The organism is Flavobacterium sp. AC267, assembly GCF_979258715.1.
Genome location: NZ_OZ409875.1, coordinates 4170063 through 4189200, shown reverse-complemented (window position 1 = coordinate 4189200; position 19138 = coordinate 4170063). Strand labels below are relative to the sequence as shown.

The following is a 19138-nucleotide window of genomic DNA, read 5'->3' as shown; positions in this document are numbered from 1 at the left end:
TGAAATTAGGTTTTCCTGGAGATGGCAGTAAATAATAGCTGGTATCTCCATGAAAATGTACAATTTCCTGGTGCTCATTTATAATGACACTGGCCGGAGTGTATTTTTGAAATAAAATATCGGAGGCAATTTTTCTAAAATCAGTCTGTGGAAAAGCTTTTTTTCCTGGGTATCCGCCTTGTCGCGTATATGAAGTGTGGACGGTTTAAAAGCTTCGGGAACATACCGGCCCGCGCATACTTGCGGACATATACTTTTTCGTTTTTTCCTAATGGTTCAAATAAATTTTGCGCAGAGACTGTTGTCTCGGATTTCCCCAGAAATAAAAGTCCTTTTTCTTTTAAGGAATAGTGAAAAGAGCTTAGTACTTTATGCTGTAGGAATGGATCGAAATAAATCAGTACATTGCGGCAAGAGACCAGATCTATACGGGCAAATGGGGGGTCTTTAATAAAATTGTGTACGGCAAAAATACACATATCGCGTATGACTTTATTGATATGGTAATGCCCGTCGCGTTTGGTAAAATACTTTTGGAGACGCGACGCAGAAACATGTCGCACGTCCTGCGCGGTATACATAGCGACCCTGGCTTTTGTGATGCATTTCTCTGAAAGATCCGAAGCAAAAATCTGGACCTTTAGGTCTTTGTTATTTTTTAGAACCAGGTATTCGTGGATGATGACAGCCAGTGAATAGGCTTCCTCGCCACTGGAACATCCCGCGACCCAGATCCGCAGAGTATTATTTACCGTGTTTTGAATTAAGTGCGGCAGGGCAGTTTCTCGCAAGGATTCAAAAAATGCAGTATCCCGGAAAAAATAGGTAACCGAAATTAGTAAATCAGTAAACAAAAGATCCTGTTCAGATTTATTATTTTTAAGCAGATTAAAATAATCTTCCAGGGATTCCCTGCGTACACTGACCATTCTTCGGGCAATACGTCTTCTGATAGTCGGCTGTTTATAGTGGCTGAAATCGTTACCCGTTTTTAAAAGAATGACATTAAGAATCTGCTTGCAGGATTTCCTCTTCATCTTTTGGTATATGCTCCTCTTCGCTGTAGGCGTGGTTGACGGCATAACTTTTTTGTATTTCTACCAATTGGCCGGCAATGTGTTCAGGAGCGGCAATATGATCAATTACCTCAGCCTCAATGGCGCTCTGCGGCATGCCTTTAAAAGTCGCCGTATCGGGATCCTGTGCAATGGTGACACCTCCGGATTCCTTGATTTTTTTTAAGCCGTAAGTTCCGTCAAAAGCAGTGCCGGAAAGAATTACCCCAATGGCGAAACTTTGATAAACAGCGGCAAGGGATTCAAAGAAAATGTCAATGCAGTTGTTTTTTCTATCACCTCTTGTTCTATGGTGTAATTTTAAAACGTCGCCTTCAGCGATGAGATTATTATTCTCAGGAATAATATAAATATGATTCGGAGCCAGATGGATGTCGTTAATAATTTCATGAACCGGAATTTCGGTGCATTGAGACAATATATCGGTTAAACTGCTTGGGTGATCGGGTGATAAATGCTTGCACGATCACGTAAGCCATTCCAGAATCTTTTGGTATGGTTTTGAGTATTTTTTTAAATGCGTCTAACCCTCCTGCAGAGGCGCCGATGCCCACGACAGGGAAATTTTGTGTTGTTTTTTCTGGTTTATTTATATTGGGAAAGTTCATGCGTCGCTATTTATAGTCAAATATAAGAAGTCTTTTATTATTATATATAAGAAGTCTTTTATTATTATAATGATGTTTTTTATTTTGGGAAATAATCCAAAATGGATCCATACAATCCAGCAATTGTTCCTGCGAAACAATTACTGTATTTTTTACGGAATGTTCTGCCGGTCAGTATTTTTTATAAACTCTTGGAAGCCTGACGGCGTTAGGAGTTTTGTTATACAATATGGCTTAAAAGTTTTTTAAGGACACAGAAATCACTTGGTTTGATTAAAGAGTCAAGCACTCCCAGGCTTGCTGCTTTATTTTTCACTTCCGTTGTAATTGAAGTGGAGAAAAGGATTATAGGGATGTCCAGCAGTACTTTCGCTTTTTTGATTTCGCCCAGCAGTTCAATACCATTCATGGCAGGCATGTTAAAATCAAGAAAAATGATATCAGGACAGATTTCCCTGCTGATGAGTTTCTCCAGGGCGAGCAGGGGATTATGGATTGCGGTGTATTGGGCATCTGAGATCTCCTCCAAAGCTTCTGAAAAGAAACTGCAGTCATCGATATCATCGTCAATTTGTAGTATGTTTTTATATTTCATCTTTTTAGTGTTTAGGATCACGATACAGAGCATGAATTATAAATAACAAATGTTTTTGGGTGTAAATGGCGTACAGAGTAAGTGAATTTAGCGGGCTGTTATTTAATGTTATAGATTTTAATTTTGGTATACCGGCATTAAAAGCCGGAAGACCAATCAAGGTGCGGCAGAGAAATCTGAAGAATCCCGCTTTACGGTCGCCGGTTTTTTTGGTCACGCGTGTAGTCTTCATCATCGCAGTGCGGCGCACAATTAATATGTAAGAGTATGATACAGAAAGTAATCAAAAAAGTTTTGTAATTTAATATTCTCATAGTACTTATCTTATAGATTGTTAGAATCATTTTGGTAAAAATAAAAGCGGGGATAATTTTGAATTTTCATAATTTTAGGATTTTGTTACATAATTCCCATGTATTAAAAAATAAGAGATCAGTTAAAAACTTAAAAAAGCCTTTTAAACTGATCTCATTTTATATCCTATACGATATTAATTACTGCGCAGTGCTTGCATTAATTCCTGTTTACTCATTTTGGATCTGCCTGCAATACCTGCCTTTTTGGCTTCCTGATACAGATCATCCTTCGTTCTTTTTTCATAGTCAGCTCGTTGGCCTCCTCTTTTTTCAGCTCCTTTGCTGTTTGCAATACGTGCTGATTTCTCCTTGCTGTATCCTTTATCTCGCGGCGCTTCGTATTGGTCCTTATCTTTTATCTGCGAACCTAGACTTTTTCCCGGCATAATCAATTAATTTAAATTATACATAATTTATAAAGATGTACTCGTATGTCTCTTATAATTTTTCATTTTCATCATAGTCATCATCATCATCTTCATCATCATCATCGTCATCGTCAAAGTCATCATCGTCACTTTGATCCATATCATTTGAATCATCATCTTCATTATAGTGACTATCTGGTTGATCCAAATCATTTAGATCTTCATCATTTTCTAAATCGTCATCATCTGTATATCGGGGATTGTCCGAGGTGACGGCATTATATTCATCTAGGGTTCTTCTGTCAGGATCATTTTTGTCTTTCAACTCTTCGTCTAGATCCTGCGCAATACTGCTGTTCTTTTGAAAGTTGGGATCAATATCATCATTGTCATCCACCATTTCTCTGTTGGATTTAGTGTCATCCTTAATCTGATTGTACTGATCTCGATCACTGGGCTGGTTGCTTTGATGCTGATTAATTGCCGCATCTTTGGTTTCCATGGTTTCAGATTTAATTGATTCATTATCTGATCGGCTCTTTCGTTGATTTGAAGTACTCATAATACTTAATTTTTATAGTTAATATTCGCAAATCTAAAAATGCTTGTAATGAATTATTTATATTTTTTTGTTTTGTAATTGTATTATTATCAGTTGTTTGTCAAGTTATAAGGAAGCTTTAAACCTTTGCTTGAAATGGGTATTTTGTAATACCTGAGGTAAAAGAAGAAAAAATTCAGCTTTATTTTTTTGTTTCTTCCTCACTCAGAATTTATTGATAACTTAAAAATTGAAAAATTATGAAAATACCTAAAGAATTCAGCAACGGATTTTATATTTTTCTCGGAGTAGCGGCTTTTTTTGTCTTGCTGGAGGTTTTAAATCTTTCGCATTTATTTTACCTGCGCCTTTTAAACGTACTTTTTATTTTTTATGGTGTTAATCGAACCCTTAAGATGAATCTTGCCGAAGGAAATAACAGCTTTGTGCCTAATGCCGTGGCGACCATGGTGACTTCATTCACAGGCGTTGTACTGAGTATTGTTGCCCTTATAGTATATAGTTATGCCAAGGGAGGGGATAAGTATGTAACATCATTGTCCCAGGCATTTATGTTTGGAGGTGAACCCTCAGTGCCTGCCTATTGTCTCTCACTGTTTTTTGAAGGGTCTGCGTCCTGTATCATTGTTACACTGCTCGCTGATGCTGTATTGGAATAACAAGTATAAGGCCGATTAGGGTGCTTGCCGCATAATTTAAAGAGATTAAAAAACCGCTTTGATTGGGAAAGCGGTTTTTTTGTGACTAGAAGTGATGAGCGCAAAGATCTTTAAATTTTGTTGTGTTAGCAGTGCTGACCTGTAGCATTTGAATCGTCTCCTTTTGCCCACGCCATTGCCTCATCAAGTCGCTCTTTTTTAAAACCCCTGCATTCTCCCGGAGCAACAAAGCTGTATCTGTTGGTAAAAGAAACGGCATTTTCGCAGTCCGTTACAATCGCTGTCCTAGTGCATTTTCCTAATATTTTTAAACCCAGTACGGCATCTTCGATCAAGGTCGCTTGCATCCAAATTTTGAATCGCTTGATCTATTATAAGTAAAAAATTAATTTCATTGATTTGCTTTACGAGCTTTTTTACCGCTGGGACAACTACAGTGTAGTAATCTTCCTTGGTTAGTTCTGCTGATACTCGAAAAGCAGCAACATTTGCAGGTGCATCCAATATAGTAATCATAAAAAAATAAATAAAATTAAAATTATAAACGGTTCATAAATACTTGCCCTTTATTAAAACCCTTGGAAATTACCATTTTTGCGACAGTATGCAATTATACTATTGCGGGATGCCTTTATAAAATATTAAGATGAGAACCGATATGCTGATTTTGTAAAATGGGAATTGTTTTTCTGTAAGTATTTGATAATGAGTGCTACTATTTTTACGCTGTATATGTACTATTTTTTCAAAAAGAAATAATATGAAAGCAGATAAAACAAAAACAGCATCTAGCCTGGGCGACTATACTGATGAAAATGGGAGCCCTGCTCCAAAATCCAGATTGGAAAATATGGTTCCAGAAGCTAGAGATGCGGCAAAGGATCTCAGAGATCTCTTTATTGATGCGCTGCAGGAGATTTATGGGGCGGCAAAAGCAGACAGCAGTGCACTGCCTCGAACTATTGCAAATGCTTCTTCACAAAATCTAATCAATATATTAAATGATCAACAGAGAATTAGTAAGCTTCAGATCAGCAGGCTCCAAGAAGTATTTGTGCTTCTAGGGGAAGAGGCGACCGAAAAAAAAATGCGAAGCTGTTCAAGTACTGCTCGACGAAACACAAAGCATTATAAAACATACCCAGCAGGGAGCTGTTCGGGATGCCGCGATAATCAGCACAGCACAGAAAAAGGTGCATTATCAGATTGCCTGTTATGGTACGCTGGTCGCTTTTGCGCGCACACTCCAAGAGCACCAGGCATTAGACCTGATTACGCAGAATCTGGCAGAAGAAAAACGAGCAGATAAACTTTTAACTAAGGTCGCCGGTCATAATATTAATTTTGAAGCTTCTGACCAGCAGTTAGACCAGCAGTGATTTTTAATCCCACAAGATTGTGCAAATGAATTGTGGACAGCAAATATTCTTGAGTGCAACAACCAAGTGTTTAAGTGTAACGATTTAAGATAATTGTGTAAAATCTTTGTAAAGGATTAATTTATATTTAAAAATATGAACTTTTAAATCATTGAGTATGAAATTACTATTCAAAACCAAAGTCGCCTTGCTTATCTTGGTCACGGGACTTGCTTTTGCATGTAAAAAAAATGACACTATTCCTGCTGGTACTTATGCAGACAGTACAGAAACTGCTGTAGATACGATTGCGGCTCCTATGGATACTACAACTGTCCGCACAGATAGTGCCGGGCCTGTAAGAACGGATTCGGTATCTGTTCCACAACCGTAAAATGCTTTAAATACAAACACCTGTGATAGCTTTTATTACAGGTGTTTTTTGTTTGAGTCCGGCTTACTTTTTGGTCATAACTTTACCTGCTATTTGATACGGATTTTTTTAAGATCCTGCTGTGCAGGCCCGTTCATGACCGTCCCGTCAGAAGAAAAGCGCGAACCATGGCAGGGGCAGTCGAAGGATTTTTCATCGGCATTCCAGTTCACTATGCAGTTTAAATGTGGACACACGGCGGAAAACGCCTTTAGGCTGTTGTCGTAATCGCGGTAAACGGCTATTTTTTTTAGTCCTGCCGTCAGGATACCACCGTCTCCCGGCGCCAAGTCTGCTGTATTTTTTACATCAGATTCCAGGATCCAGTCCAGGTACTGCGAAGCCATATTGGAAGTTTCCTTTGCAAAATCAACAGCAATTTTAAGGGTAATGCGCGACGGGCTGTATAAGTCTTTCCAAGGATTGGCAATACCCATAATGCTGTCGGTGATAATCATAGCGCCGATCGTTGCGTGGGTCATCCCATTTCCGGAGTCACCCGTTATGATATACAGATTGTCATCACCAGGATTTTTGCCCATAAAGCCTAAAGAATCGACCGGTTCCATGACTTGTCCGGACCATCTGTATGAAAGGTCGTCTTCAAGCATTGGGAAATATTCCCTAGTCCACACTTCCAGTCTTTCGTACCTTTCGGCTTCTGGGATTCCTTCTTCGTCTGCCTGTCCAGTTTTGTGATCTTCCCCGCCTGAGATAAGCAGATCGTATTGCTCATCGTAGCTTTCGAGTCTTACATAATGATAGGGCTGTGAGGTCCATTTCGACTTTTGGTCTCCTGTGTCCCACCAAAGGGAATAGGGGAGCTGTCCCTTGGGAATTTTACCTGCAATAACATAGGTTCTGTAAGCATGCTGTTTGGTATGGATCGTTAAAATATCATTTACCGGTGTATTGGTTGCAATAACGATTTGCTCAGCACGGATAGTGCGACCGTTGACCTGTGCGCCTTTCTTGGTAATATTTTCGGCATGGGCTTCGGTATAAATAATCCCTCCCATAGCCACAACAGCCTTGGTAAGTCCTTTTAGATACTGCAGGATATGAAACTGCGCCTGACCGCTGAATTTTAAGCACTTTTTTTGCTCGTCGCCTGCCAGCCCGGGAATGCCTTCCTGCGGCGTAATAGGAAGCCTTGCTTTTTGGCAGGCCTCATATTCTTTTGCTAAATTTTCGTCCTTATCAGAAGGATGTGAAAATAAATAGCCGTCTACTCTTTTAAAAGAGCAGTCGATTTGCTGTTGGTGAATTATTCTTTCAATTTCATCAATAGCCGCACTGTGGCTTTCACCAGCCAGTCTGGCGGCTTCTTCACCGAATATTTTCTCTAGGAAATAATAGCGGTCGTCAAGCGCGCAGGTCAAGTGTGCTGTGGTACGACCGGTTTCACCACTCCCTATAAAACCGTCTTCTGCCAGTATGATTTTTTTTCCCGCCTCCAGCAGTTTGTAAGCTGTAGTAAGCCCGGCGATACCGCCTCCGATGATAAGCACATCGGTGCTGGTGTCTTCACTAATTTTACTGCCGGCAATAATCTCTGTGGAATCAATCCAGTAGGATACATTTTCCCCAGAGCTTATACTGGAACTTTTTAAATTGTTTTCCGATTTATTCATCACTGTAACTATTTAATTAATGGTAAGTACTTGTTTAAAAGTTGGTTATGGAGCTGATTATTCAAAGCTAATAAGGTAAGGAATCACAAGCTTATAATTTAAGTAGGAAATTTTATAAGATTGCCAGTTCGTAAAGGTTTCATAATGGCAGTCCATTTTACCTCCCTTTATGCCACTCCAGATAAAAAAAACAAAGCCGATGCTATGGAGTTAATCGATTCAAAAAAGTTTTCGCTAGCCTAATAATCATCAGAGTGGCTCCAAAGACGCGACTGTTCAACAATTGTTAAAGTTGTTTAATGTTTTTAAGAATTTTTTAAACAATTCGTATATTTAACGTTCTAGTCCCAATAAAGTCGTAAAATGGAAAAATATATCATACTAATTGATTCTCAGCACCACTGTGTCGATTTATGCTGTGCGTTTTCTATGGCCAATAATGTATGGACAGTTGAGATTACGGATCCCTATGGTAATGCTTTTTTCATTGTGCAAAAAGAGCGGCTGTCAAAGCTATGCCCAAGCGGCGAAATACATACTTGATCAAGGGGTTGTTATTACAATTGCACCAATTAATGCAAAAAATTCAATTAATTATTTTCGCTGACTATATTAGAATGGAACAGGTGAGCAGGCATTTAGCGGTGATGCGTGGAAATCTTTGAATTCGTATTTTTACCCAGGTTTTTAATTTCAGCTGGAATGCGTCATTGGCATGTAAATGTTTATGCTGGTACCCGCATTGATAGTGCTGGTCGCTTTTACAAAGCCGTGATGGTCTTCCACTATTTTTTTTACCAAAGTTAGTCCCAGTCCGTCGCCACTGTAATGGCCGCTAGGATGGAGCCTGAAAAAGGGATCAAAAAATCCGAGATTCGTACTGATTCTCAAAACCAATTCCATTATCGGTGATGCTGATTTTAACGAAATTCTTTTCTGAACTGCTCTAGCGACCAATTTTATGGCATCCAGCACATATAGTATGGTACAGGGCTGTAAAAAGAGTCGCATTTTATATTTGGTATTGTGTTAGTGAATGATTTAGAACATCACTTTATTCAAATACATTATTAGTATGTTTTAAATTTATAAACCTCTTCAAATTCATTTATAGGTATTAAATTCAAATGTAATGAACCTCAATATTTCGTTTTTATAGAATTTTACTTAGTTGTATAATTATCAGTTCTGTTTTTTCAATATATGTTTTAAATGTAACACTCCAAGTAAATAATATAAGTGTAAATAGCTTTATTTTAGTTGATTACGGTATAGTTACTTAATAGTGATACTCTGAACGTAACTGAACACGCTGCAGTTTTAGGCATTAATTACTGCACTAAAATAGATATACATACTAATAGGAAATTTATGAGTCAAGTTAGAAATCTTATCGTAATAGGAGCGTCTGCCGGAGGAATCAAGGCAATTGTAAAAGTAATCGAAGGTCTACCTGTGCCTATGAATGCGGCCATTTTAATTGTCCTGCATGTCTCAAGGAATTCCAGTGCCGAAAATATTATATCGATATTCCAAAGGCATACCGCTTTAAAATGTAATGTTGCATCCAATGAAAGGACAATTGAAGCGGGCAATATTTATCTGGCACCGCCGGAGAATCATCTACTGGTGAGCGGACGGGTTAATGCTTTTAAATCAAGGCCCCGAAGAAAATAAACATCGTCCGTCAATTGATGCCCTTTTCCGTTCTGCGACCGTTCATTTCAGAAATAAAGTAATTGGAATTGTACTTACCGGTATGCTCAATGACGGTACATCGGGTATGTATGCTATTAAAAGCCGCGGAGGGCGCTGTCTGGTACAGAATCCTTCACAAGCTGAATTTGCAGATATCTCGCTGAATGTCCTGCGCAAAATAGAAGTAGACCATATGGCAGATCTGGAAGAAATGCCTGGTCTTATTAATGATTTGTCGCATCAGCCGCTTCCTCCAGTACTTGCTGTGCCTGAGGAAGTAAAAGTGGAGGCAGACCTAACCGAAAAACTTATGAGTGACATTAACCAGCTTAAGAAAATTGCTGATCGCAGTGATTTTGTTTGCCCGGACTGCGGAGGCGGTTTGTGGGCGATAAAAAATGATCCTGTTCATCGCTATCGCCGCCACACCGGACATGTGTACACCGAGAAATTACTGCAGGATCTCCAAGATTTAAAAATTGAAGAATCGATTTGGGTTTCGATTCGAATATTAGAAGAGAAACGCAGTATGCTTGCACCTCTTAATTTCAAGAAAAAGTCAAGCTAAGGTAAGTGAAAACAATGCTGTTACCGCTCTTGAAAATAGGGCTCAGGAATTGGACCAGCACATAAGGCGCCTCAAATCAGTGGTTGTAAAACTGGCCGATAGTGCTTGCTGATGAAAGTCAGAGCGCCTGATCATTTTTTTAAGGCTCCGTGCGGTCCAGATACGTCAGATTTGATTTTGCCCTTCACACCAGCGACCAGCCTGCTCGCGACTAAAAGGATTCCGAAAAAAAGAAATCCGTAATTCCATATTTCTTGTTGGGACGTGATTTCTTTCACATTATGGAGTTGCACTATATGATGGTTAGTGACTCCTTCAATTACATTAAAAATTCCCGAAATTTTAAACTTTACGAGGATGAGGAAAATATTAATTTTTATAGCAGTTTCCATAACAGGTATTATTGCCCTTATTGTTTTCATTGCCCTTAAATTTGGTTTTTCCAAAGATAATACCATAGCATTGCTGGGATATTTTTCCATTTTTTCCTCTGCATTCCTGCTGTATTTCTCTCTCGATGTAAACTTGAAATATAACAAACGAAAGGCCGCAATGGAGTTCCTGCTCGATAGAGCCCAAAAAGAAATGATGCTCAGCTCTACAATGAGCTGAAAGGGATTATTAATAAAGACTTTTTTTTTGGAATCATCTGGTAAATCTTTTAACGAGTATCTGGAGCAGGAAATCTATAGTGATAAAAAAAACAAAGCCATGGAACTGGCCGATCAGATGCTGGCTTTTTACGAGCGTATGGCTCTTGGTATATTTAAAGAAGTATATGACCAGGACATTTGTTTTGATGATAGTGCCTTTGCCATGATTCATTTTTACGACTGGACCAAAACCTATCTGCAGACGCCGCAGGAGAACTATAATAGGAGGTCTTTTGTCAATTTCAGCCATCTGGCTGAAAAATGGCGTAAACGTTTTGAAGAACAGCAGAAAATCCTCGAGAAAAAGAATAATATTAATGATCAGACCGTAGCCAATAAAAAGATTTAGATTCTTAAAAGTGTAAAGGTGCAGCAAAAGGTAATCCTTATAAAACCTGCGATTCACTATAAAACAAACTGTCTGCAGATTGTCTGCAGACGGTTTGTCCTTGAGGATGATTATAGGGCTCTAGTATTAGGAATTTCCTTCCCCATGCCGCTGGAGCCGTAAATCTGCCCCGTTGCATAGCTGGTATCAGGAGATGCGAGCTGAACATAAATCGAAGCAAGTTCAACGGGCTGGCCTGGTCTTTCCATTGGCGTTTGGGAGCCGAACTGTTTTAATTTTTCCATGGTCGCGCCTCCGCTTACCTGAAGCGGGGTCCATACAGGTCCTGGTGCTACACCGTTCACCCTTATGCCTTTTGGAGCAAGCTGTTTGGCCAGGGATTTAATATAATTGGTGGTAGCGGCTTTAGTCTGCGCATAATCATATAAATCTTCTGTCGGGACATAGACCTGCACGGAACTGGTTCCGATGATGGATGATCCAGGTTTTAGATGGGGCGGCTGCGGCTTTTCTGCCTTCGGCTTTGATGAGCTGGATCACTTACTTAGCATCTTCTTCCTCCGTAGGGTAGTAATTGATGGCAACATCTGCACCTTCCCTGGCATAAGCAATTACGGTCGCTCTTCCCATGCCCGAATCACCTCCCGTGATCAGTGCTTTCATTCCTTTTAACCGCCCGGAGCCTTTATAACTTTTCTCCGCGTGATCCGGGCGGGGATCCATTTTGCTTACCAGTCCCGTATGATCTAGGGAATCAGTAAAACACTGCACGAAGAAACTATTTTGGACAATCAGTTTGGGAAATACATGAACACCAATTTTGCCGAGTATCATATACCAGTTCATGCCGATATTCACGATCTAGATGTTATTTTTGTTAAGGAAGAAGATAATTTTGTCAATGACCTCGGTGTGAAAGGTGTGGGAGAAATCGGGGTGGTCGGAATGCCTCCGGCTATTGCAAATGCAATATTTCATGCGACAGGAAAGCGTATAAATGAGCTCCCGATTCATTTTGATAAACTTTTGTAAATAAATAATTTAATTAACTGATGAACTTCTTGATTGATTGATTGATTGATTGATTGATTGATTGATTGATTGATTGATTGATTGATTGATTGATTGATTGATTGTTGGACTGCCTAAAGAGCCGCATTATAAAAATGCGGATTTTTTATTGCGATTATTTTGCTATTTGTGTCCTAGAAGCAATCATACGAAACAGCGGTTCATATTTTTGGATATGTAGATCGAGATTTTGACTGCTTTCAACAGGTCCGATGCTTCCCTGGATACAATATAATTTGTGCTTCTCAGTGAACATAAACTGCGAGCATTCGCACTTTGGCTTTTTTATCCAAGGTTTCCTCCACGTCAATCATTATCGCTGGTCTGCCGTCAATTGTCACGGATTCGGTTCGAATGAGCTTCGCCTGAGGGGGCAGGAGTTCAGCGACTGAGTTTTTGTTAAGTACAAACGGTTCATCGGCAGGAAGATCATATATGACCAGCAGTATTTTTTCATTGCCTCTGCCATGAAAGCTAGTGAACTGCTGTACCGTTTCGGGCATTGTCGCTTCCTGGGCCAGCCAGCTTTTTGGAACAGGGATCCGAAGATTTGAATCAGTCTGCTTTTGGATGACTTTTTGTGTTAAAATTCCTGATATGTCCATCAACAACTTCCTGATGGGGTTTGTCCTGATAGGCGAATGAAATAATGCCTTTTGTCAACACTGTATCCTTTAGAGAATGCGGCCGGTCTTTTACAATTTCCAGAAAATCCCTTGCATCTCGCTCTTTTTCGATTGGAACGCTGAACTGTCTGCGAAGCATTGAATCGATACGGTTTTGCAGTGCAGTGAAATCCTGCTGACGTAGTTCCTGTTTTAAAAACTGTGTAATATTCTGCTCTGCACGAGAAAGTAAAAAGGAAGATTTTTTTTCTACTGCTTTTATATTACTCTTAAGCGCTGGGAACTGCTGGGCAATATGCTCCAGTGCCGCATTCTGGCCCTTGAGAAAGGCATAGGTTTCCACGGCGAGAGTGACTTTCGGGGAATACTGTTGCTGTGAAAAGCAGATTACAGGATATAGACAATACAAAAACAGCAGTATTCTGCCTGGGTATAAGTTTACTTTAAAAGACATTTTAAGTTTCTTAAATGAGTTAACTGTAAACTTTTCAATGCACTTTTAGTGCTGAGTGCCATTTTTTTAGTAGAGAAGCAAATAAATCTGCGGCTCAAATTAAAGCAATGCGTTATAGAAAAGCTAAAACAAAGGCCAAAAATCTGTATACAGTAGAATACCTGCTTATATAATTTTAGCGGAATATTATATAATTTCCATCTTTTGTGGTATAAAACAGCGGGACTATATTATCTCGCAATGAAGCTTTACAACATCGCCCGAGGTTTGGAGATCGATTAGGAGTGCAGAAAGGTGATAACTGCTGTATGCAGTTGCTCACGGATGGCACCAATGAGGTAAGGTTTGGTAATAAAGGCGATATTGCTCCATGTGAGGCTGCAAAGGTTTTATCTGCGTCACTGGAAGAAGTGGAGTAAATGATAACGGGAATATTCTGAAGAGCCTCATCCTGTTTAATGGCTTTTAAAAATGCTCTGCCGTCCATAACCGGCATGTTAAGATCCAGAAAAATGATATCCGGCTTTTGAAATCCGTCCGATTTTAATTTTTCAAAGGCTTCTTTTCCATTTTCGGCTTCTTGGTATTTCACAGCCCTTTGGAGTGATCCTAAACATTCCTGAAAGATCTCGCGGTCATCGCAGTCGTCATCAATTAAAAAAACTACCTTCATTTGATATAAACTATTTAAGAGCAAATATAGTGTTTTTGCATTAGAATTCTCAAACCCGCAACAGTCTCAGCTGGTGTTGGGACTGTCATATTGATCTTAAGATTTGAATGTTTTTTTATGTATTTCGAGGAATTATTATAATGTGGTATATGGAAAATAGTAAAACTATAAGCAGGCAAAAAAATCAGCGCCGGCCCCAGCTGGCGGTAATTAAATTATAGACAGTATGGTTCAAGTTTCTAGTGGGCAGGTCGCCATAAGTTTTATAAAAATAATTCGTAAACCACATAGGCCGTTACCGCAAAAATCACATGTACCACAAACAGCTGAATATAATATCCTTTGTAGTCAATATTGGGTTTTTGAGCACTGATTCTAAATAAAACCACCCAGCCGCTTATTCCAATAATACCACTTACAATACCCAATATCAGGCTTGACGTAAAAGTAAAGTCCAGTATGTTTGATGACCATATAATATGGTATCCAATGACGAAAAACAATCCAATAAGGTAATGCAGTACCCAGCCCAGGACCAGTTTCAGCTTTGGGCTTATCTGCTGATGAAGCTTTGAAAGAACGTACGTGAGCGGCAGGGGCTCTTTGTAAATTTCCCTAGCGGCGGCAGAAACAGCATAGCCGCATAATGTCATTACAGAAGTGGCGACCACTGCAGCTGGTTAAGATTTGAAGAGTAGTTTGAAAATCCATATTCTTTTTTTTTACTATTTTACTTGTTAGTAGTTTTACGTCTTTTTATGAGCCGTGGTTTAACAGTATCCGTATATATTTACTTGTTACTATTAATTAAGTAAGGGTGCTCGACAAAAAACTGGAGTCAAATTAAAAAAGTGCAGTCGCAATATTTTACATTTTTAATAGAAATATTTACAAAATTGCCAGAATAGCTGTAAAAAAACAAGCTCTCAAACGGCAGGAAATCTAAATAAAGTTTTTTTCTTATCATATGATCCCTTTATGCACGGCAGAACTTGTTCCTTTTTGGCACAATGTAGAGTGCGTTTTTTCTGCTTGATAGGGTGTCGTAAAATATAATTACACCAGTAAATTATGTAATACTATTTATTTTCAGTCCTTTAAATTTGAAATTACTTTATTAACGGTGTTTATACACTGGGCTGATTATTTAATGTTAGTAAACCTGCGGCAGTACTTGTGGCAGGTTTATTTATCTTATCAAATTATTTTTTATGAAAGCGATTATACTTTTAGGCACACTCAAAAAAAGGGAATATCAAATACCGAAACTCTTGTTGAATTTTTAGGAACTTATCTTGAAAAACAAGAAATTACGTATGAAGTAATAAAACTCGCAGACTATCATATTCTCTCCGGAACGTATACGAAAATGGACCAGCCTGATGACTGGCCGGCGGTATATCAGAAGATTTTAAAGGCTGATATACTGCTTTTTGCCACCCCAATATGGTGGAACAGTCATTCTTCTGAACTCCAGAGGTGTATAGAAAGACTCGATGAAGTATATGATAAAATCCTTGCAGGAGAAGACTCGCCTCTGGAAGGTAAAATAGGAGGAGTAATTATTACCGGGGATTCTGACGGTGTAGAGCATGTTACAGGAAGCATTGCAAATTTTTTCTGCAGTTTAGGCGTGACAATGCCTGCTTATTCATCTCTGGGTGTAATCTGGGAAGGGCATGGCAAGGAAGTTAAGAAAACCAAAAAACAGTCAGCCGCAGTACTACCAGCGTAATTATGCAAAGGATGCGGCGGCAATGGCCTTATCGCTGGCTAAAGCATCCAGCTAATTTAGTATGTTTTTCTGTCGCTTTTTTTCTTACTGTTAAAACTGTTGGATAGGAATAATCACAACAGTCCTGATCGCATTTTGAAGCTGTCACATTTCGAGTCTGGCGCCTTTTCTGCTGGGGTATTTAACTTTCACCTGCACTTTGGTTGTCCCTCCCGACTCAATTAGGAAAACTTAATTCCAAGCAGAATTAATTCCTCAGTGAGCGTGGATATTGCTGTTGTGCCATTCTGTGCTTTTTAAAAAGAGGCGCTGTATAATCAGATAGATTACTACAGTCTGCATTTTACACGTACAGGCTTATTTCCTGTCATTATATATTAAAATAACAAACCAATAATTTATTTCTTGGATTTTATTTTTTCTATGATTAATGATCTTTGCCCGATCGGCGACCTGCTGTATGATCTGCTCCGGACTGCCGAAGAAAATCTCCCGGTGGTCTATAGTGCCTACAGGAGTGATTATTGACAAAAAGATTGTGCCTACAGGCTTCTCCGCTGTTTCGCTTCCACCAGCAGTGGTAAGACCTGTAAGGGCTACAGTAATCTGGGAATCAAAGATAAAGGCTGTGCGTTCTGCAAGAGCGCGGGTTACCTCAGCGGATTCCGGAGTGTACTGCTCTATAAGATCGTGTGATACCTGGAGTATATTTTCTTTTACAAACACTTCATAACATACTATACCGCCCCTTAGAATTTTTCCTGATAAGGGTGTTAGGGAAAACGAAGTGCTTAATTTTCCAGCTGATGCGCTTTCTGCAAAAGCAATTTTCCAGCCTTTCTCTGCAATGGCTTCACTACATTGTATTATGATATCTGATGTCATTGTTTATTTTATTTATATTCTACTATTTATATTCTATTCTATTCTATTGTATTCTATTGTATTCTATTCTATTTCTTTCTATTTAAGTACATTATCCTCCCGTTTGATTTCTAATGGTATTAACAGGTAATAGAGCGTAGGCGAAGATCTGACACAACGGCAAAAAGAGAAAGAAATTGCTGTGTTAATTTGTACTGGTTCAAACCAGAATAGTGATTTAAGACCGACATATACTCGCTCATTTTCTATCTTTGGCTGTTGAAGCAAGTAGTACTGAATAAATGAAAAGGCATCAAAAACAGAGAGGTAAATTTCACCAAACTGCAGGACCGTTTGTTATATCTTTTGGTACAGAATTTATAAAAATTCAATCCTACATTAACAGTTTGGCATATAAAATAAAGGATAAAAGAGTCTTACAGAACCATCGCTTTATTGAATGCCAGCCGTCAAATACTTCTTTTATAAATTCTTTATCATAAATTTTAAAGACAATGAGCTGTAAATTTTATAATGTTGAGTATAAGATACTGTAAATTGTTTGTTGCGTAGTTTAATAGATTTGAACTGATTTTCAATTTATTAAACAGCTATTGAGCATTCAATTAAACAGCTTATGAAAACAAAATATACCTCTGCAGTTCTGCTTGTCTGGATCACTTTTCTCTCGTACAGCCAGAAGGGAATTCCTCCCGTCGAAGATACCAAGAAAGTGACCATTACCAATTTTCCAGCCCATCTTGAATATAGCACTGCGCTGGCTTCAGGCCTTAAAACAGTCGCGGGATGGCAGGTTACCCCTGTGGCATCAGGACTTGGAAAACCGCGCATGCTGTACCTTGGCCGAAAGGGCCAGCTCTATGTGACACGTCGTGATGCTGGGGATGTATTGATGCTGACCGATACCGATAAGGACGGCAGATTTGATGACATGACACGAGTAGCTGATTTCCCCGGAGTACACGGTATTACAGCCAAAGGCGATTACATGTACCTCTGTAATAACAACAAAGTTCTGCGGTATGCGCTGAACGCTGACGGTACACTGGGCAAAGCGGCCGATACCCTTATTAATGATCTTCCAAGCGGCGGACAGCATGCCAACCGTACAATGGATTTTGGACCTGATGGTAAATTATATATCTCTGTAGGAAGTGTGTGCAACGACTGCAAGGAAAGCGATAAGGAAACTGCCGCGATGCCGCAGGTTGACCCTAAGACTTGGAAAAGAACACTGTATGCTTCAGGACTGCGCAATACCATAGGTTTTGACTGGCGACCACAGACCAAAGAAATGTGGGGTGTCGATAATGGAGGAGATACGAAAGGGGACGACTGGTCGCCTGAAGAATTAAATAAAATAATTATGGGAGGTAATTACGGATTTCCTTTTGCCTACGGCAAGAAGATAGTGGATGAGAGCAGGGAAGATCCTGTTGGCAATACAAAGGAAGGATGGGTGAAACCCACCCAAGGTTCGGTATTGGAATTCCCTGCCCATAGTGCGCCTATTGCTTTTGCATTTTTTGACAGCGGAAAAAATAAGGGAGATGCGCTTGTTTGCTGGCACGGCTCGTGGAACAGGCAGGATCCGAGCGGATACAAGGTCGAGCGTATTAACTTTGACAGCAAGGGTAATCCAAGTGGTTCTGAAGATTTCTTAACAGGATTTCTTATTGGTAATGAAAGATTTGGAAGACCTGCAGGAATCGCCATTGGTGCTGATGTGGTTTATGTATCCGATGATGCAAATGGTATTATTTACGCTCTTAAACAAAAATAAAGATGAAAAAGTATATTATAGTGTTGTTGCTGGCTCAATTATGCTGGGCTCAGGGACCAACTAAGCGTATTGAATTTGAAGCGCCTGAAAGCTATCCAGAAGGAGTAGCTTTTGACAAGGCTTCTAAAGTGTTTTATGTTTCATCGGCACGACTAGGAACCATTGGGAAAGTGACCAAAGATGGAAAGTATTCGGAATTATATGCTGATAAAACCCTCAAATCGACCTATGGACTTAAGGTACATCCCGACGGGAAAAGGCTTTTTGTGTGCGCAGGCGATGCCAATTACAGCAAATTCAGCACACCTGATACGAAAAAAACAATGGCCAGACTTCTTATCATTGACGTGAAAACCGGTAAAAAATTAAATGACATTAATTTAGCGGGGCTGGTTCCCGGCGAGCACTTTCCCAATGACCTGGCTTTTGATAAAGACGGTAATGCTTATATTACAGACAGTTATGCGTATGCTTTATATAAAGTAGATGCAAGAGGAACTGCTTCGGTTTTTAGTAAAAACGAACTGCTTAAAACAGCTGGAGTTGGGCCTAACGGAATTGTATTTCATCCGGAAGGTTTTCTGCTGGTCGCAAACAATGGCACCGGAGCCCTTATAAAACTGCCGATGTCCAGTCCTAATACTGCTGAAAAGGTAAAAATAGAGCAGTTTTTTCCCGGTGCAGATGGTTTGTTTTTAAATGATGATGGAACTTTGACTCTCGTGCAGAATGGAGGGGTAAACAAGATCTTTAAAATCAAAAGCACTGATAACTGGACTTCCGCGCGGGTAACAGAATCCACATTGATGGAAGACCGTTTTGCCTATCCCTCAACAGCAAACTGTTTCAGGTAATGAGACTTGGATCATGAATGCCAATTTCAGTGAACTGTCCGAAGGAAACAACGTCCCATCGAAAAAGTTCTCCCTGCGAACAGGCGGTATTCCGTCCTGTAAAATAATGCAGGTTCCAATGCTTTATGATACATGAAGTT

Annotated in this window: 26 protein-coding genes and 2 pseudogenes; 11 read left to right on the top strand and 17 right to left on the bottom strand. The window is 39.5% G+C overall.

Annotation, left to right across the window (positions count from 1 at the left end):
- Positions 1–140: 140 nt before the first annotated feature.
- The 6 genes and pseudogenes from ACZZ95_RS22245 to ACZZ95_RS22220 all read right to left on the bottom strand — a co-directional run bounded on the left by ACZZ95_RS22245 (position 141) and on the right by ACZZ95_RS22220 (position 3403).
- The gene (locus ACZZ95_RS22245) at positions 141–1037 is read right to left on the bottom strand and encodes a CheR family methyltransferase (RefSeq protein WP_463470731.1); all 897 of its coding nucleotides are present in this window, start codon (positions 1035–1037) and stop codon (positions 141–143) included.
- A pseudogene (locus tag ACZZ95_RS22240) lies at positions 1006–1524 on the bottom strand (chemotaxis protein CheB); the annotation flags it as partial. The pseudogene ACZZ95_RS22240 and the gene ACZZ95_RS22245, both read right to left, overlap by 32 nt.
- A complete protein-coding gene (locus ACZZ95_RS22235; protein WP_463470730.1) occupies positions 1463–1684 on the bottom strand; it encodes a chemotaxis protein CheB in 222 nt (73 codons plus the stop codon). The pseudogene ACZZ95_RS22240 and the gene ACZZ95_RS22235, both read right to left, overlap by 62 nt.
- Positions 1685–1904: 220 nt before the next feature.
- Positions 1905–2279 carry a response regulator gene (locus ACZZ95_RS22230; protein ID WP_463470729.1) on the bottom strand — a complete coding sequence of 125 codons (375 nt, stop codon included), beginning with the start codon at positions 2277–2279 and terminating at the stop codon, positions 1905–1907.
- Positions 2280–2769: 490 nt separating this feature from the next.
- The gene (locus ACZZ95_RS22225) at positions 2770–3021 is read right to left on the bottom strand and encodes a Rho termination factor N-terminal domain-containing protein (RefSeq protein WP_463470728.1); all 252 of its coding nucleotides are present in this window, start codon (positions 3019–3021) and stop codon (positions 2770–2772) included.
- Between the two features lie 52 nt (positions 3022–3073).
- On the bottom strand, positions 3074–3403 hold the full coding sequence (locus ACZZ95_RS22220; protein ID WP_463470727.1) for a hypothetical protein: 330 nt from the start codon (positions 3401–3403) through the stop codon (positions 3074–3076).
- A 401-nt stretch (positions 3404–3804) separates the two neighbouring features.
- On the opposite strand from ACZZ95_RS22220, the gene ACZZ95_RS22215 reads away from it, so the two are divergent.
- Entirely contained in the window at positions 3805–4224 is a 420-nt protein-coding gene (locus ACZZ95_RS22215; RefSeq protein WP_463470726.1) for a hypothetical protein, read from the top strand.
- 125 nt (positions 4225–4349) lie between these two features.
- On the opposite strand, the gene ACZZ95_RS22210 is transcribed toward ACZZ95_RS22215, so the two are convergent.
- Entirely contained in the window at positions 4350–4571 is a 222-nt protein-coding gene (locus ACZZ95_RS22210) for a SpoIIAA family protein (protein WP_463470725.1), read from the bottom strand.
- Between the two features lie 413 nt (positions 4572–4984).
- Here ACZZ95_RS22210 and ACZZ95_RS22205 point away from each other — a divergent pair.
- From ACZZ95_RS22205 to ACZZ95_RS22195, 3 genes and pseudogenes are all read left to right on the top strand, one after another.
- Positions 4985–5314: pseudogene (locus ACZZ95_RS22205) on the top strand (DUF892 family protein); the annotation flags it as partial.
- A 16-nt stretch (positions 5315–5330) separates the two neighbouring features.
- On the top strand, positions 5331–5603 hold the full coding sequence (locus ACZZ95_RS22200; protein ID WP_463471743.1) for a YciE/YciF ferroxidase family protein: 273 nt from the start codon (positions 5331–5333) through the stop codon (positions 5601–5603).
- Positions 5604–5760: 157 nt separating this feature from the next.
- Positions 5761–5976 (top strand): hypothetical protein, encoded by a 216-nt coding sequence (locus ACZZ95_RS22195; protein ID WP_463470724.1) that lies wholly within the window; start codon positions 5761–5763, stop codon positions 5974–5976.
- An 89-nt stretch (positions 5977–6065) separates the two neighbouring features.
- Here ACZZ95_RS22195 and ACZZ95_RS22190 read toward each other — a convergent pair whose 3' ends face one another.
- Both ACZZ95_RS22190 and ACZZ95_RS22185 read right to left on the bottom strand, forming a co-directional pair.
- Positions 6066–7649 carry an FAD-dependent oxidoreductase gene (locus tag ACZZ95_RS22190; RefSeq protein WP_463470723.1) on the bottom strand — a complete coding sequence of 528 codons (1584 nt, stop codon included), beginning with the start codon at positions 7647–7649 and terminating at the stop codon, positions 6066–6068.
- Positions 7650–8342: 693 nt separating this feature from the next.
- On the bottom strand, positions 8343–8660 hold the full coding sequence (locus ACZZ95_RS22185; RefSeq protein WP_463470722.1) for an ATP-binding protein: 318 nt from the start codon (positions 8658–8660) through the stop codon (positions 8343–8345).
- A 360-nt stretch (positions 8661–9020) separates the two neighbouring features.
- On the opposite strand from ACZZ95_RS22185, the gene ACZZ95_RS22180 reads away from it, so the two are divergent.
- Together ACZZ95_RS22180 and ACZZ95_RS22175 are read left to right on the top strand one after the other, a co-directional pair.
- The gene (locus ACZZ95_RS22180) at positions 9021–9326 is read left to right on the top strand and encodes a chemotaxis protein CheB (RefSeq protein ID WP_463470721.1); all 306 of its coding nucleotides are present in this window, start codon (positions 9021–9023) and stop codon (positions 9324–9326) included.
- Positions 9295–9915: a chemotaxis protein CheB gene (locus ACZZ95_RS22175; protein ID WP_463470720.1), complete on the top strand. Its 621-nt coding sequence runs from the start codon at positions 9295–9297 to the stop codon at positions 9913–9915. The genes ACZZ95_RS22180 and ACZZ95_RS22175 overlap by 32 nt, the downstream gene beginning before the upstream one ends.
- Before the next feature lie 131 nt (positions 9916–10046).
- On the opposite strand, the gene ACZZ95_RS22170 is transcribed toward ACZZ95_RS22175, so the two are convergent.
- The gene (locus ACZZ95_RS22170; RefSeq protein ID WP_463470719.1) at positions 10047–10397 is read right to left on the bottom strand and encodes a DUF2243 domain-containing protein; all 351 of its coding nucleotides are present in this window, start codon (positions 10395–10397) and stop codon (positions 10047–10049) included.
- Between the two features lie 157 nt (positions 10398–10554).
- Between ACZZ95_RS22170 and ACZZ95_RS22165 the strand changes: the two genes are divergently transcribed.
- A complete protein-coding gene (locus ACZZ95_RS22165; protein WP_463470718.1) occupies positions 10555–10917 on the top strand; it encodes a DUF4760 domain-containing protein in 363 nt (120 codons plus the stop codon).
- 110 nt (positions 10918–11027) lie between these two features.
- Here the strand turns inward: ACZZ95_RS22165 and ACZZ95_RS22160 are convergent, their stop codons facing one another.
- Complete coding sequence (locus ACZZ95_RS22160; RefSeq protein WP_463470717.1) at positions 11028–11372, bottom strand: SDR family oxidoreductase; 345 nt, start codon at positions 11370–11372, stop codon at positions 11028–11030.
- An 85-nt stretch (positions 11373–11457) separates the two neighbouring features.
- The gene (locus ACZZ95_RS22155; RefSeq protein ID WP_463470716.1) at positions 11458–11580 is read right to left on the bottom strand and encodes a hypothetical protein; all 123 of its coding nucleotides are present in this window, start codon (positions 11578–11580) and stop codon (positions 11458–11460) included.
- Between the two features lie 120 nt (positions 11581–11700).
- Between ACZZ95_RS22155 and ACZZ95_RS22150 the strand changes: the two genes are divergently transcribed.
- Complete coding sequence (locus ACZZ95_RS22150; RefSeq protein WP_463470715.1) at positions 11701–11949, top strand: hypothetical protein; 249 nt, start codon at positions 11701–11703, stop codon at positions 11947–11949.
- A gap of 284 nt (positions 11950–12233) precedes the next feature.
- Here the strand turns inward: ACZZ95_RS22150 and ACZZ95_RS22145 are convergent, their stop codons facing one another.
- The 4 genes from ACZZ95_RS22145 to ACZZ95_RS22130 all read right to left on the bottom strand — a co-directional run bounded on the left by ACZZ95_RS22145 (position 12234) and on the right by ACZZ95_RS22130 (position 14412).
- Positions 12234–12593 (bottom strand): hypothetical protein, encoded by a 360-nt coding sequence (locus tag ACZZ95_RS22145; protein WP_463470714.1) that lies wholly within the window; start codon positions 12591–12593, stop codon positions 12234–12236.
- Positions 12544–12957, bottom strand: a complete 414-nt coding sequence (locus ACZZ95_RS22140; RefSeq protein WP_463470713.1) for a hypothetical protein — start codon at positions 12955–12957, stop codon at positions 12544–12546. Before ACZZ95_RS22140 ends, ACZZ95_RS22145 begins: the two co-directional genes overlap by 50 nt.
- Before the next feature lie 286 nt (positions 12958–13243).
- Positions 13244–13765, bottom strand: coding sequence for a response regulator (locus ACZZ95_RS22135; protein ID WP_463470712.1), 522 nt, complete (start codon positions 13763–13765; stop codon positions 13244–13246).
- A gap of 239 nt (positions 13766–14004) precedes the next feature.
- On the bottom strand, positions 14005–14412 hold the full coding sequence (locus ACZZ95_RS22130) for a hypothetical protein (RefSeq protein WP_463470711.1): 408 nt from the start codon (positions 14410–14412) through the stop codon (positions 14005–14007).
- 452 nt (positions 14413–14864) lie between these two features.
- Here ACZZ95_RS22130 and ACZZ95_RS22125 point away from each other — a divergent pair, with 452 nt between their 5' ends.
- On the top strand, positions 14865–15476 hold the full coding sequence (locus ACZZ95_RS22125; RefSeq protein ID WP_463470710.1) for a flavodoxin family protein: 612 nt from the start codon (positions 14865–14867) through the stop codon (positions 15474–15476).
- 357 nt (positions 15477–15833) lie between these two features.
- On the opposite strand, the gene ACZZ95_RS22120 is transcribed toward ACZZ95_RS22125, so the two are convergent.
- Positions 15834–16361, bottom strand: a complete 528-nt coding sequence (locus tag ACZZ95_RS22120) for a CinA family protein (protein WP_463470709.1) — start codon at positions 16359–16361, stop codon at positions 15834–15836.
- Positions 16362–16977: 616 nt separating this feature from the next.
- Between ACZZ95_RS22120 and ACZZ95_RS22115 the strand changes: the two genes are divergently transcribed.
- Together ACZZ95_RS22115 and ACZZ95_RS22110 are read left to right on the top strand one after the other, a co-directional pair.
- Positions 16978–18144 carry a PQQ-dependent sugar dehydrogenase gene (locus ACZZ95_RS22115; protein WP_463470708.1) on the top strand — a complete coding sequence of 389 codons (1167 nt, stop codon included), beginning with the start codon at positions 16978–16980 and terminating at the stop codon, positions 18142–18144.
- A gap of 20 nt (positions 18145–18164) precedes the next feature.
- Entirely contained in the window at positions 18165–18998 is an 834-nt protein-coding gene (locus tag ACZZ95_RS22110) for a beta-propeller domain-containing protein (protein ID WP_463470707.1), read from the top strand.
- The last annotated feature ends 140 nt before the right edge of the window (positions 18999–19138 follow it).